Raw genomic sequence first — 14780 nt, 5'->3', positions numbered from 1 at the left:
CGAGATTGCGAAGCAGATTATTGAAAGATAGAAGAAAATAGTGACAAAGGAGTTTTTCTGAGTGTCTAAGCGTATTGTATTGGCATTATTATGTGCTGCAAGTTTATCGGGTTGTGCGAGTTTTGTTGCAGGAGGAACGGGAACAACCCCTGTGGGGACACAAAGCGGTTCGCGTTCGCTTGGGCAAATCGTGATTGATAAATCAATTGAACGTACTGCATTGATTAATTTATATAAAATAGATGCGCGTTTTAAGCAGTCGCGTGTGAATATCAAAAGTTTTCATAGCAGTGTTTTGCTGACTGGACAAGTCCCTGACGAGCATTTAAAACAACTGGCTGAAGATAATGTCAAAGCCATGAGTGATGTGAAATCGGTACATAATTATATTACGGTGGGTAACCAGATTAGTTATTCAACGATTTTGCAAGATGCTACTGTAACTGCAAATGCACGTGCATTGATTGCAAAAGCCCCTGTAGTTTCAGACAGTAAAGTCTTGGTGCATACGGAAAATGGTGTGCTGTATGTGATGGGGCGTTTGAATAATGGTGAAATTGCAGACTTAAACAGTGTATTATCCCAAGTTGGGGATGTGACCAAAATTGTAACCTTGATTGATAATATTGATCCATCCAATGTTCAACCAAGTGTGCAAACTCCTGTTGCGGTTGACTCCAATAACATGTCCCCGACAACAGCGACAGCAACGCCTTATAATGACCAATAAATCTGAGTTATGTTGATTTCATCCCGAACGCGTCAAAGCCTATTGCGTACCGTCAGCCAGACTAAACAAAAGCTGGCTGATTTTCGTTTCTATGATTTGGCAAGTCAAACCTTGAATCGTTGTACATCACGCCGCAGTTTTGAGTTACAACACAATCTGGCGTATGGCTTAAAGGCACGGCAGCGCCTAGATCTGTATCGCGCCCGACAACCACGTTTAAGCCGACCATTATTGGTTTTTGTGCATGGCGGTTCTTGGGCACATGGCAATAAAGCCGATTATGTGTTTTTAGCGGAAAGTTTTACTCGGGAAGGTTTTGATGTTGTGATCATCAATTATCATCTTGCACCACAGCATGTTTTCCCCAGTTATATTGATGATTTGGTGCTGGCGCTGAATTATCTGCATCAACAACAAGCCCAGTTTCAGATTTCAACTGAAAATTTGGTGTTGATGGGGCATTCAGCAGGCAGTTTTAATGTCATGTCTGCGTTGTATCATCCGCAAAGTTATGATCTGGCTTGTCGGGGTGGGATTAAGGCCGTTGTGGGAGTGGCAGGCCCTTATCATTTTGATTATAAAGGCGATCAGTATGCAGAGCCTGCATTTGATATTCATGTGCCTTATCAAGAAGTCATGCCGTATTATTTTGTAGAATCCAATCAGATTCGGCATATTTTGCTGCTTGCTGCAGCAGATAATCTAGTCGGTGATTACAATACCTTTGACATGCATCGTCGTTTAACTGAGGTGGGTAATCACAGTGAAATCTTCACGATTCCACGAACAGGGCATATTAGTATTATTGCAACGGTGTCGAGCTGGTTTAGCCGCTACTTTAAAACCAAACAGGTAATTTTGGAGCAGCTCAACCAGATTTTTCCGCCACATTCAGATTAAAGCGCTTGCCCTTGGGTAATATGCATAATCATGCGATAAGCAATACTGCCTTCATGTGGAATTTCAGGAAGTTGTTCAAAATGGAAAAATTGAGCATCCTGAATTTCCTCTTCCTGTAACTGTATCTCACCGCTCTCATATTCAGCATGAAATGCCAGCATCAGGTTGCTTGGAAATGGCCAAGGCTGGCTCGATAAGTAGCGTACATTTTTAACCTGAACACCGACTTCTTCAAGCGTTTCACGTGCTACCGCCTGTTCAAGTGTTTCACCCACTTCAACAAAACCTGCAATTAAGCCATACATGGTTTTTTGACGAACTGACTTTGCCAGTAGAAGCTGGTCGCTACCTTTGGTGATGATGGTAATAACGCAAGGCTGGATACGTGGATACTGATGATAGCCACAGTCTGGGCATACCATGCAGTATTCGGTCGCATGAGCATCAGTTTTTTGCCCACAGTGGCTACAGAAACGGTGGTTTCTGCGCCATTCGAGGAGTTGTAAAGCACGGCTAGCCTGTTCGAATTCTTGTATTGACCATTGGGTAATCAACTGACGAATCGGGATAAGCTGAAAGCCTTCAGGAATGACTTCATCTTCTTTTAAGTCTCGGGCAATCACTTGATCTCCCGAGTTAAAAAGTAAATCACTTGCCAATTTCTCAACTTTTGGAAGTTGTAGATTTTGGTCGACTAACAACTGTTGGTTTTGAAAAATATAAGCAATTGATAATTCAGACATTTAGGCTACACTTTTTAATTGTTGGCTACTGTTAAATGCGACATCAAACATACGGTACATGATTGGGTGATGATGATGAAGCATTTCAATCAACATATCAGCACTTGCACAAACATCTAATAGATGTCTGATTTGTTCTGGCTCAAGGGCTTTTTCTGCGGCAACTTGCTTTTCAATGAATACAGCACAATTTAGGAATGCGTGATACAAGTTTTCGTAGTGCAACAAGAACAAGGCAGCACCTGCAATCTCTTTAAAATGGCTGGCAAGATTTTCAATTAAGATGCTGTCATACGATTGTGCATAGCTCACTATGCTTTGGCTAGATAGATCAACCAAGGCTTTCAATTCATACACCAACGTTTTGTAGGCGTTGTCTAGACGGTCAAGTGCAATATTGGTGTTATTGACTGGATATTGCAGTAAGTTTGAACGGTACTGGCGAACCAATAAGCCTAAGTCATTCAGCGTAGTCAGTAAGCTATTCATGAGCGCTTGAGTAAACTGCTCATTTTGGAAATCTTGTGCAGAATGTAACTGCTTAAGCGGCTCGGCAAGCTGTTGACTAGTGCTCGGCAAGTTTAAAACATTTAATGTGCGACATACCTTTTGCAGTTGCTGCTTGATTTCTGATGCACGTTCGTCATTAAAATTCGTGTAATTAAACTCGATATCTTTATGTAAAACCGTAATTTCATCGTTAAGCAAGTTACACACAGTATGTATGGTTTGTTGATCTGGCCCAAACAGTTGTTTTCGGTACAAATACAGTTCGGAATCAGACAAAATTTCATCGCCGATCTTGAGCTGTTGGCGTAAAGAGTCTGAGTGCTGGTTATCTTGCGTAATACACAAGGTTAGAATATCTGATACATCTTCTACAGAAATGCTAAAACCGAGTGGTTGCTTTAAAAATTGAGCAATTTGAGTTTCAAGATTGATCAGGATGCGTAAACGTGGCTCGGTCAAAAGCGTATCATTCAAGTGAGTCAGTACAATCCGTACAAGATTCCAGTACTGTTCACTTTGGGTTTGCTGGGCAATCCCCGAAATATACTGTCCGACCAGTTTAAAGCCTTCAAAATCTAACTTTTGCGTTTTTCTTGTGAGCAACTTTAACAAGCAGTTTTTGTATAAGCGGTGAATGTGTTCGCTTTTTTCAAGAGCAGCTTGCACTGGAAGATCAAGCTCAGGAGTCATACCACCAAGTTGCTGTTCAATCTGATAACCTTCGCGAGTGAGTGGTTTGTTCAGTGAAAGTTCGAGCTGATTGAGGCTTTGCAATAGAAATTGTGGAATGGTGACCTGTTTGACACAACTAAATTCGATATAGCATTTTAAAGTGGCAACACTTTCACTTAAATGCTTGATATCGTTGGTTATGATGTGCTGTGGATTGCTCATGATCTTGCGCATAAGTTCGGCGCTATATTGAGCAATTTTTGCAATGTCGGGAAGGTCAATTAATAATAAGATTTGAGAACATTGCTCAAGTTGAAGAAGCGCGTCATCAATTCCAAAAGGAAGTTGCTGTTCTTCAACTAATGTTGCGACCGCAGACTCAACCAGTTTAATTGAATTGTCGACCTCATTTTTTATAATTAATAAAGCGGTTGAATCAAAATGAATTGAGGTTTGGTAAGACATAAATCTGCACCTGTCCTTTAATTATGCTGTGTCTTGTCGCAGTGAGAGTTAAGCCACTGATGCTATTTACAATAATATAACTTAAAATAGTGGCAGTGAAAGAGCTTACCTTCATGAAAACTGTATTTTATTTAGCAAATAAGCAAGGTTCCCCATGTTTCTCCTGATATTGCTGAACCCAGTTTTCATGAGCCTGATTTTCTTCTTCAGAAGGTAGAATCACAGGCAGGGTAACATTAAGTTGTACTCGGCGAATAGAGGTATCTGTTTGTTGGTCATTATGCGACAGGGCATCCATATCAAAAGACACCTGTCCACCTGTCATTGCAAGGTAAACGTCAGACAGGATTTCCGCATCGAGTAACGCGCCGTGAAAAGTACGGTCGCGTGCTGGAATTTCGTAACGTCTGACCAATGCATCGAGAGAGTTTTTCTGCCCAGGGTGTTTGCTTTTTGCTAAAGCAAGGGTATCAACGACCCCGCACACTTCAGACAATGCAGGCAAACCAACTCGCTGAAACTCCATGTTAAGAAAGTTCATATCAAAGTTGGCATTATGTGCAATAATTTCGGCCCCCTGAAGATATTCAAACAGGGTATGGGCAATTTCGGCATACTTGGGTTTATCAACTAAAAACTCATCGCTAATACCGTGGACTTGTACCGAGTCACCTACAGGTTTTTCAGGGTTGATATAAATGTGAATTGAGCCGCCAGTGAGTTTACGGTTGATCATCTCAACCGCGCCCACTTCAATGATCCGATCACCATCCTGATAGTAAAAACCAGTCGTTTCGGTATCGAGAATGAGTTGGCGTGGCCCATGCTGTTCGAGTGTTGCTGTGGTGATTTTGATCTGTGGATGCAGACTGGTGTCTTTTGCTGTATCCATTTGTGGCTCTACCAAACTTGCTTGTAACTGTTCAGAAAGTATTTCATCTTCTTTAGCCAGTTCATCTTCTATAAAGTCTAAGCCAAAGGGATCATTAAGAAGCCAATCGGTTTCAGGCTTTTTTTTATCTTGAGCGGGTTGTTTGAGCAGGGCTAATGTCTGGTCAGCTCCGAGGTTGGCAAGCTGATCGGCTTTTTCATTGCCTGCATGGCCCGCGTGACCTTTAATCCAGTTCCATTCAATCTCACGCCCTTGACAAACAGCATCAAGCTGTTGCCATAAGTCAGGGTTTTTAACGTCTTTCCAGTTCTTTTTTTTCCAGCCATGAATCCATTCTGTAATGCCTTGTTGGACATATTTTGAATCTGTCCAAATAATCAGTTTGGCATCTGCGGCACAAAATTTAATGCCTTCAATGGCAGCCGTGAGCTCCATGCGGTTATTGGTTGTTTCGGCTTCACCGCCACAAAGTTCATGTTGTATGTCATCAATTAAAATATATGCGCCCCAACCACCTAAACCGGGATTGCCGCGGCAAGCGCCGTCTACGTAAAGCGTGATTGTCTGTGACATGATACAAAACCCAAACTCAATAAATTACAAAACTACATTATTCTAACGCGCAAAATAGCTGGATTCAGTAACTGCTGAACATTTTTTAATTTCTTGTAACATTTATATGAATATCTGCGTAGCATAAGCCTTGTGTGATCGACATGCTTAAATACAATGGCTATGTGAATATTGCAAGTCTCACGATTTTGTTTGGAATCATTTATGTTTAAAACTACCACAACATTGTGGCAACTTTCTGCACCGCAATTTTTTAAAATTTCTTTTTTAAGCTCAACTGTCGCCGCTATTGTTTTAAGCACAGGCTGTAGCTCTACAACAACGACAAAGCAACCAAGCAAATCCAAACAAGTTGGTGCTGATTATCTAGATTCAGATTCACTCGACTCATTAGAAGACTTATTGTCTGCAACCGATATGAGTGCTGTAGAAGGCGATCGCTTACAAATTTTAAAACATGGCGATGTCTGGAAACGAATGACTGTTGGCTTCAAGATGGATGAAACGCATTGGGATCCGCGTATTGAAGCACAGCGTAACTGGTTTGTATCGCGCCAGCCATATTTGGATCGGATGAGTGCGCGTGCCAGCCGTTATTTATATCATACCGTCAAAGAAGCCGAACGCCGTGGTATGCCGACCGAACTGGCATTGTTACCTGTGATTGAAAGTTCGTATGACCCAGCTGCGACCAGCTCTGCATCGGCGGCAGGTTTATGGCAGTTTATTCCAAGTACTGGGCGTATTTATGGTTTACAGCAAAGCGGAACGTATGATGCGCGCCGTGATGTGGTCGAGTCGACCCGTGCGGCTTATGAGTTTTTAGGCAGTTTATATAACCAGTTCGGTTCTTGGGAACTGGCTCTGGCTGCCTATAACGCAGGTCCTGGACGCATTCAGCAAGCGATTAACCGCAATCAGGCACAGGGTTTGCCAACGGATTACTGGTCATTGAAATTGCCACAGGAAACCATGAACTATGTGCCACGGTTTCTGGCAGTTGCCCAAATTGTTAAAAACCCAAGAGAATATGGGGTAACTTTACCGTCAATCGCGAACCGTCCGCACTTTCGTGAAGTTAAAGTGACACCTGGCGTATCATTAACAGATATTGCTGCAACAGTGGGTTTAAGCCGTACCGAATTGTATGCACTTAACCCAGGTTATCGGGGTGATGCTGTTGACCCAGTAAGCCCAGGACGTATTTTGATTCCATCAGATATTAGCCCTGTGGTGGATAAACGCCTGTTGGCATTAAGACCAAGTTCAGGTGGGTTTTGGGCAAGTAACAACACGGTTTCACGCCCAGCGGATCAGGTGCTTAGACCAACGCATATAGCACCTCCTGAAATTAAAACGAACAATAAAACTGCCGTTGTGATGAATCAGCCGAGCAGCAATGCTGCCGTGAGTGTGACAACCCGTACTCCAGCGACAGTAAAAACCGTCACCAACATGCCGCAGACGACAGCTAGCAAAACCAGTCGAATTACCACGCCACAAGATGCAGATGCTTTAGCTGCATTTGCTAATAATGCTGATGTTCCAAGTGCGCCACGTATTCCTGTTGCAGTGACGACAGCAAGTAATGTTAAAAACCCAATTTCAATTGAGCCGCCAATTTCAGATCAGGAAAAAACACAGATCCAGACCGAAATTAAGCAGCAAGATAATAAAGCGCAAACACTGGCACAAGTGCTACAACCGCAAGCGACAACCACCGAAAAACAGCAGGTTGTTGATGAAATTAAAGCGATTGCACCTGCAGGCACAGAAATTGTTGACCCGTATGATGGCAAGATCAAGTTAACCGCAATTCAGACCAGTTTGTCAGTCGCAGAAAAACAGGGTAAAGAAGTCAGTAAAAGTTTTGCCTATCCAAAAGAACTGGCAGAATCAGTTTCTCCTGATTCAGATGAAGCCAAGCGTAATCAAGGTAAGAATGTTGTAAAAACTGCTACTGATGTGGTTGTGGTTGCACCGCAAGGTAAGAAAAGTAATTATAGAGTTGTTGCTGGTGATACTTTAGCCATTATTGCCATGAAAAATGGCGTGTCTTGGCGTGATATTGCCAAATGGAACCAGATTGATCCGAATGCACCGTTATTTGTTGGTACAGTTTTGTATTTATATGATGCCAAACCACAACAGCCAAGTACGACAAACAGTGGCAAGACAGCCCATCCAAATAGCTATACTGTAAAACCAAATGACAGTTTGACTGGAATTGCAGATCAGTTTGACCTTAGCCTGAAAGATTTAGCTGAATGGAATAACTTGTCCGTGACCAGTAATGTCATGGTTGGACAGAAGCTAGTACTGAAACAGCCAATTGATAAATCAGCAGAGTCTTCAACTGTTGCAGCACGGAATAAAAACAAGACTGCAAAAATTAAAACCAAGGTCTATAGCGTTAAGCATGGCGAATACTTAAAAGTAATTGCAGACCGATATGCCTTATCCGTACAAGAGTTAGCAGATCTAACTCCAGGGTTGAGCGTTGGCAGTAATTTGTTGGTTGGGCAAAAAATTAATGTACCGTTACATACGGTCAATCGTAGTGAGTTGGATCAAGCGACGACGCAAGACACCAGTACAAGTAAAACCATTAAAACTGAGACTTATAAGGTTCAAAGTGGTGAATCGTTAGGGATTATTGCCAATAAGGCGAATATGTCAGTGGCTGATCTGGCAAAACTCAATGATCTAAAACTAGACGCTCCAATTTTTGTGGGGCAAGCGTTGAAAGTCCCAGTAGGTTCACTCAAGGCAAATCCAGTAACATCGAGCCAAGCGAGTAAAATACCTGAATATCATGTTGTGAAACGTGGTGAATCGATTGCTTCAATTTCAGGTAAATATGATATTGCGCAGGAGATGCTGGTTGAGTTAAATCATTTGGGTAAATCTCCAAATATTCATCCTGGTCAGCGTTTGAAGCTTATTGGTGAGATGCCTAAAGTCGTTGAGAGTGATGGCGTGGATACACCCGATACTTACACGGTTAAACGTGGTGAATCATTGTCAGGTATTGCCAAACTATATCATCTGCAAGTGAGTTATTTGGCACAGATCAATAACCTTTCTACGGCAAGTAAAGTACATGCAGGGCAACAGTTGAGACTGACTGAAGAATTGCCGAAAAAATCAGAAAATAATGTCAGCCTGCCAGACAGTTATACAGTGAAAAAAGGCGACACCTTAGCCAGTATTGCAAAGAAATTTCATCTGCAAACCAGTTATCTGGCAGAGTTAAATGATTTGTCGAGTACAGGTAAGGTGCATGTAGGCCAGCAGCTTCAGCTTGTTGGAGAGGCTGCGAAAAAAATCAGTGCTAAGCCATCAACTACAGTAAGTGTCAAGACAAAATCCAGCAATACTGCCAATACAGAAAGTTATGCAGTGAAGTCGGGCGAGTCACTCAATGCGATTGCCAGCCGTTATAGATTAACTGCCAAAGAATTGGCAGATATTAATGACATGAATGCCAAAGCGGGCTTACGCCGTGGACAAACCATTTTGATTCCAAAGCAAACGATGACTTATAAAGTCAAGTCAGGCGATTCGCTGATTCGTATTGCCAATAAATACAATATGGATGTCAAAGAACTGGCGCAAATGAATGATCTGGAACCAAATGCTCAATTGCGTCTAGGAAGTACGCTGAAAGTGCCAAATTCTTAAGTCAGCGATATAAAATCCCTCAACTGAGGGATTTTTGCTATAACAATAACGTGCAGTGACTTTACTGCAGATTCATCAAGGTTGAAATTGCGTGAAATTTGCTTATTGGGGAAGTGCACTGCTGCTGAGTCAGAGTGTATCTGCTCAGGTTCAGACCACAGCTTATATTGCGATTCATACGCGCCCTTTATATAACAATGCATTCAGTATGCCGTATGCGAATCCAAATGCACCCAAAGGCGGCTATTTGATTCGCCCTAGTAATGGCACGTTCGATAACCTGAACAGCATGAATGGCAAAGGTACCGAAACCGATGGCGTCAATTATCTATTTGATAGCTTGATGTCTAGTTCATTCGATGAGCCTGCCGTAATGTATCCCTTGCTGGCCGAGAAAGTAACGTTTGATCCTGAAAAAACGCATTTTGTGATTTTTCATTTGAACCCGAAAGCACGCTTTAGCAATGGCCAGCCTGTTACGGCACAGGATGTAAAGTTCAGCTTTGATACGTTTCAACACAAGTCTAATCCTGGGCTGCAAATGTATTTGGCCGATTTGGCTAAAACAGAAGTCTTGTCCAGATATCAGGTGAAATGCACTTTTAAATCACCGAATAATCCTGAAATGCCCTCGATATTGGCAAGTTTACCGATCTATTCACAGGCAGACTGGCAGCATAAGGATTTCACCCGTGTGACGATGCTGCCGATTTTAGGCTCGGGGCCTTATCGCATTGCGCAGATCGATCCAGGGCGCAGTATTACATATAAACGTAATCCCAATTACTGGGCAAAAGATTTGCCTGTGAATCGTGGGCGCTATAACTTTGACCAGCTCAAATATATTTACTACCGTAATCTGGATATTGCTTTTGAAGGATTTAAGTCAGGGCAATATACCTTGCACGAAGAATTTACGGCGCGTAAATGGGTCACTCAATATAATTTTCCCGCCTTTCAGTCGGGTATGGTCGTGAAATATCGTTTTCAGCACCATAACCCGATTACCGCGCAAAGTTTTATGTTTAACACTCGCCGTACACCACTCAATGACATTCGCTTTCGGCAGGCACTGACTTATGCCTATGATTTTGAATGGCAGAATAAAGCTTTGTTTTACGGGCAATATCAGCGTTTACAGAGTTACTTTGCCAACAGCGAACTGGAAGCAACAGGGAAACCGACTGCTGCCGAGCTTGCAAGTTTAAAACCGTGGTTGCCAAAATTTGATCCTATTATGCGACAAGGTGTTCTCGCTAACTGGAAGTATTCGGTGTCAGATGCCAGTGGCTTTAACCGTAATAACTTATTGATTGCACGACAACTCTTGCTTGAGGCAGGCTATCGGGTTAAAAATCAGCAATTGCTAGACTTGAAAGGTCAACCGATTCATCTGGAATTTCTGATTCATCAGGATGGTTTACAACGTACCTTAATGCCATTTGTACGTAACCTGAAGAAATTGGGGATTACGGTCAGCATTCGCCAAGTGGATGTTCCTCAGTATCTGGAACGGATGCGCCGTTATGACTATGACCTGACCACAGGCGGAATTCCGCAAGGTCTTACACCTGGCAATGAGCAGTCTCAAATGTGGGGTAGTGCGGCGGCAGACCAGATTGGCAATTACAATTATTCAGGGATTAAAAATCCTGCAATTGATGCTGCAATTCGACATTTGGTGCAAGCGCCCAATCGCCAGCAACTGGTTTTGTATACACATGTGCTCGATCGGCTGTTGCGTGCAGGCTATTATCAGATTTTGACTTATGGTAAAGGTGAAAACTGGTATGCCTACTGGAATATGTATCGTCAACCAGCAGTGAAACCGAAACTCTCATCGGGAATTGATTACTGGTGGACGGATGCCAAACAAGCACAAAAAGTCACGGCTTATCTACGTCAGCATTAAGAATAAGGAGATCGGATGGGCACGTATATTTTGAAACGGCTATTGCTGATTATTCCTACGTTGTTTTGTATTTTGCTGATTAATTTTGTGGTGATTCAGATTGCCCCAGGCGGCCCTGTAGAGCAGGCGATTCAACAAGCTGAAAGTTTTCAGGGAGTGAATAAAACGGTCGCTGGTACTGAAACCCTTGCCAGTGCCGATACACACTATCAGGGCGCACGTGGTTTAAGCCCTGAAATGGTCGAGCAAATCAAGATGCAATATGGTTTTGACCAACCTGCATATGTCCGTTTTCTGAAAATGCTCAAGGGTTATTTGCGCTTTGATTTTGGTACTAGTTTCTTTAAAGACAAGCCAGTTACACAGTTGCTATGGGAACGTATGCCAGTCACCGTTTCGCTGGGGCTTTGGAGTACCTTGTTAATTTATCTGATCTCGATTCCCTTGGGAATTCAAAAAGCCAAACGTCATGGCATGCTGTTCGATAAAACCACATCGTTGTTGCTGGCAGTCGGCTATGCTGTACCCACATTTGTCTTTGCGATTTTGTTGATTGTCTTTTTTGCAGGGGGAAGTTATTGGCAATGGTTTCCGCTACAGGGTTTGGTATCGGATGATTTTACTCAATTGAGTCTGCTGGGCAAAATTCAGGATTATTTTTGGCACATGGCGCTGCCGTTGCTGACAATGGTACTGGGCGGTTTTGCTAGCCTGACTTATCTCACCAAGTACTCATTTATGGAAGAAATGGGCAAACAATATGTCTTGGCGGCACAAGCCAAAGGTTTGAGTGAAAATCGGGTGTTGTATGGGCATATTTTTCGGAATGCCATGTTGATTGTGATTGCGAGCCTGCCTGAAGCCTTGGTAGGCATGTTCTTTGTCGGTAACTTTTTTATTGAAATTATTTTTAACCTCGATGGGATTGGTTTGTTGGGGTTCGAGGCGATTAGTCAGCGGGATTATCCTGTGATCTTTGGAACACTGTTTTTATTTACCTTACTGGGACTGGTGCTGCGTTTGGTGAGTGATGTGCTGTATCAGGTGATTGACCCACGGATTAATTTTGATGCGCGGGGGATGTAAGTATGTCATCACCCCTGTTGCAGCAAGGTCTTCAGCGTTTTCGCCAAAATCGGCTTGGTTTTTTTTGCCTGATCATTTTTTTAATTGTTTTTGTGCTGTCGAGCATGGCGGAACTGATCGCCAATGACAAACCTTTACTGGTGCATTATCAGCAGCATTTCTACTTTCCTGTTGTGAAAAGTTATCCCGAAACGACCTTTGGTGGTGTATTCGAAACTGAAGCTGATTATCGTGATCCAGCAGTACAGCAGATGATCAATACTCATGGCTGGCAAATCTGGCCAATTGTGTATTATTCCTATCAAACTCCTAATTTAGAGCTAGCTGTCCCTGTACCTTCGCCACCAACCTCGGAAAACTGGCTGGGTACTGATGATCAGGGGCGAGATGTATTTGCCCGACTGCTCTATGGATTGCGCATGTCTTTGCTGTTTGGTTTTGCCCTGACCTTGTTTTCGGCAATACTGGGTATTTTGGTGGGGGCGATTCAGGGCTACTATGGTGGCTGGGTCGACCTGCTGGGGCAGCGTATTCTTGAAGTCTGGGGTGGTTTGCCCATGCTGTTTATGGTCATGATTCTGGTCAGTATGTTTACCCCAAATGTGTACTGGTTATTTTTAATTATGTTGATTTTTGGTTGGACAACACTGGTGGGTTTGGTGCGCGCTGAATTTTTACGTGCTCGGCATCTGGATTATGTGCGGGCAGCGCGGTCACTGGGCGTACGGGATGGTCGGATTATTTTGCGGCATATTTTACCCAATGCTCTCAGTTCAAGTTTATCGCAGTTACCGTTTATGCTGACAGCCAATATTACAGCACTGACAGCACTGGACTTTTTGGGTTATGGCTTGCCTCCCGATGCAGCCTCTCTTGGAGAGTTATTGTTGCAAGGAAAAAATAATCTGAATGCGCCGTGGCTGGCTTTGTCAGGCTTTTTTAGTCTGGCATTGGTCTTATCGTTATTGATTTATATCGGGGAGGCCGCGCGTGATGCATTTGACCCAAGACGCAACTAAATCTCCGATTCTGACCATTGAGCATTTATCTATTGGCAATGCCGAGCAGCCATTATTACAAGATTTTCATTTAAGTTTGCATGCTGGGCAAACGGTGGCATTGGTGGGGGAAAGTGGCTCAGGCAAGTCGATCAGTAGCTTGGCAATCTTAGGTCTGTTGCCGCATCATTTGCAGGTTACGGGGTCGATTCAGTTGCATGGACATGAAGTGCTCAGTATGTCCCAAGCCCAGTTGCAAGCCATGCGTGGGCATAAGGTCGCCATCATTTTTCAAGAGCCAATGACTGCACTCAATCCGCTACATCGAGTTGAAAAACTGATTGGGGAAAGTTTGTTGTTACAAGGTTTGAGTAAGAAACAAGTCCAGCAGCGCGTGATTCAGTTGCTTGAAGATGTGGGCATGCCCGAACCAGAACAAAAGCTCAAACGCTATCCGCATGAACTCTCTGGTGGGCAACGGCAACGGGTCATGATTGCGATGGCACTGGCATTAGAACCTGAAATTTTGATTGCTGATGAACCGACAACAGCACTGGATGTGATGTTGCAGGCACAGGTATTGCAATTGCTGAAACAGCTCCAGCAACAGCGCAATATGGCCATGATTCTGATTAGTCACGATCTGGCTTTGGTGCGCCGTTATGCTGACGATATTGTGGTGCTAAATCGTGGCAAAATTGAAGAAACAGGTTCAGTTCAGCAAATTTTTGAATCGCCTAAAACAGCTTATACCCAACAGTTACTCGACCATGATTTTGGTCATGCTTTAGCGGTGCAATCGAATCAGACACTATTGGAGTTAAAACAGCTTGGTGTCCGTTTTCCAATAAAACAAGGTTTCTTGAATCGGGTGAAAGATTATGTCGTCGCAGTTGAACCCCTGGATTTATGTTTGGCTGAAGGTGAATCTATTGGCATTGTGGGAGAAAGTGGTTCAGGTAAAACCTCATTGGCACTTGCAATTGCACGTTTGGTTGATAGCGATGGGCAAATCGTTCTGTTGGGTCAAGACCTGAATCATTGTAATGAAAAGCAGTTACGCCCTTTGCGTCGCAATTTTCAAATGGTGTTTCAAGACCCATACAGCAGTTTGAACCCGCGTATGACAGTCGAACAACTCATTGCAGAAGGTGTGAGCTTGCTGAGCTTATCTCAAACTGAAATGCAGCAGCGTATAGAGCAGGCGTTGGAACAGGTTGAATTGCCAATAGCGTTCAAGTCGCGTTACCCACATCAGTTATCTGGTGGGCAGCGTCAGCGCGTGGCACTGGCCCGCGCACTTATTTTACGGCCAAAACTGATTATTTTGGATGAACCAACTTCAGCACTGGATCGAACCACGCAAAAAGCCATTGTGCATTTGTTACGTCAATTACAGCAACAGCTTGAATTAAGTTACTTGTTTATTAGTCATGATTTACAAATTGTTCGGGCACTATGTCAGCAAGTCATGGTATTGCATCATGCTAAAGTGGTGGAGCGACAGGCAACGGAACAATTATTTTTACAACCACAGACTGAATATACACGCCAGTTAATTGCAGCCAGTCAGTATTGAAAATACTCTACAGATGTAGGTTGAGTAAAGGCTTTG

At 43.2% G+C, this 14780-nt stretch carries 10 protein-coding genes; 7 read left to right on the top strand and 3 right to left on the bottom strand.

Translation table 11 applies throughout. From position 1 onward, the window contains the following. Positions 1-61: 61 nt before the first annotated feature. Positions 62-730 carry a BON domain-containing protein gene (locus E0H77_RS01880; RefSeq protein ID WP_004753470.1) on the top strand — a complete coding sequence of 223 codons (669 nt, stop codon included), beginning with the start codon at positions 62-64 and terminating at the stop codon, positions 728-730. Between the two features lie 9 nt (positions 731-739). After that, entirely contained in the window at positions 740-1630 is an 891-nt protein-coding gene (locus tag E0H77_RS01875; protein WP_131374562.1) for an alpha/beta hydrolase, read from the top strand. On the opposite strand, the gene nudC is transcribed toward E0H77_RS01875, so the two are convergent. The 3 genes from nudC to dnaQ all read right to left on the bottom strand — a co-directional run bounded on the left by nudC (position 1627) and on the right by dnaQ (position 5485). Next, complete coding sequence (gene nudC, locus E0H77_RS01870; protein WP_131313996.1) at positions 1627-2373, bottom strand: NAD(+) diphosphatase; 747 nt, start codon at positions 2371-2373, stop codon at positions 1627-1629. The genes E0H77_RS01875 and nudC overlap by 4 nt on opposite strands. Then, complete coding sequence (locus E0H77_RS01865) at positions 2374-4020, bottom strand: chemotaxis protein (RefSeq protein ID WP_131374560.1); 1647 nt, start codon at positions 4018-4020, stop codon at positions 2374-2376. A 127-nt stretch (positions 4021-4147) separates the two neighbouring features. Further along, positions 4148-5485: a DNA polymerase III subunit epsilon gene (dnaQ, locus tag E0H77_RS01860; RefSeq protein WP_131374558.1), complete on the bottom strand. Its 1338-nt coding sequence runs from the start codon at positions 5483-5485 to the stop codon at positions 4148-4150. A gap of 204 nt (positions 5486-5689) precedes the next feature. Between dnaQ and E0H77_RS01855 the strand changes: the two genes are divergently transcribed. The 5 genes from E0H77_RS01855 (at position 5690) to E0H77_RS01835 (ending at position 14744) form a co-directional block, all read left to right on the top strand. Beyond that, positions 5690-9169 (top strand): lytic transglycosylase, encoded by a 3480-nt coding sequence (locus E0H77_RS01855; RefSeq protein ID WP_131374555.1) that lies wholly within the window; start codon positions 5690-5692, stop codon positions 9167-9169. Between the two features lie 91 nt (positions 9170-9260). After that, on the top strand, positions 9261-11081 hold the full coding sequence (locus E0H77_RS01850; RefSeq protein WP_131374553.1) for an extracellular solute-binding protein: 1821 nt from the start codon (positions 9261-9263) through the stop codon (positions 11079-11081). Between the two features lie 15 nt (positions 11082-11096). Beyond that, positions 11097-12167, top strand: a complete 1071-nt coding sequence (gene yejB, locus E0H77_RS01845; RefSeq protein ID WP_131374551.1) for a microcin C ABC transporter permease YejB — start codon at positions 11097-11099, stop codon at positions 12165-12167. Positions 12168-12169: 2 nt separating this feature from the next. After that, positions 12170-13186, top strand: a complete 1017-nt coding sequence (locus tag E0H77_RS01840; protein WP_131374550.1) for an ABC transporter permease — start codon at positions 12170-12172, stop codon at positions 13184-13186. Further along, positions 13161-14744, top strand: coding sequence for a dipeptide ABC transporter ATP-binding protein (locus tag E0H77_RS01835; protein WP_131374815.1), 1584 nt, complete (start codon positions 13161-13163; stop codon positions 14742-14744). Before E0H77_RS01840 ends, E0H77_RS01835 begins: the two co-directional genes overlap by 26 nt. The last annotated feature ends 36 nt before the right edge of the window (positions 14745-14780 follow it).

Origin of the sequence: Acinetobacter brisouioides (genome assembly GCF_004331075.1) — a bacterium.
GTDB lineage: Bacteria > Pseudomonadota > Gammaproteobacteria > Pseudomonadales > Moraxellaceae > Acinetobacter.
Note: the sequence above shows the minus strand (reverse complement) of the source record. Positions and strands in the feature narration are given on the sequence as shown.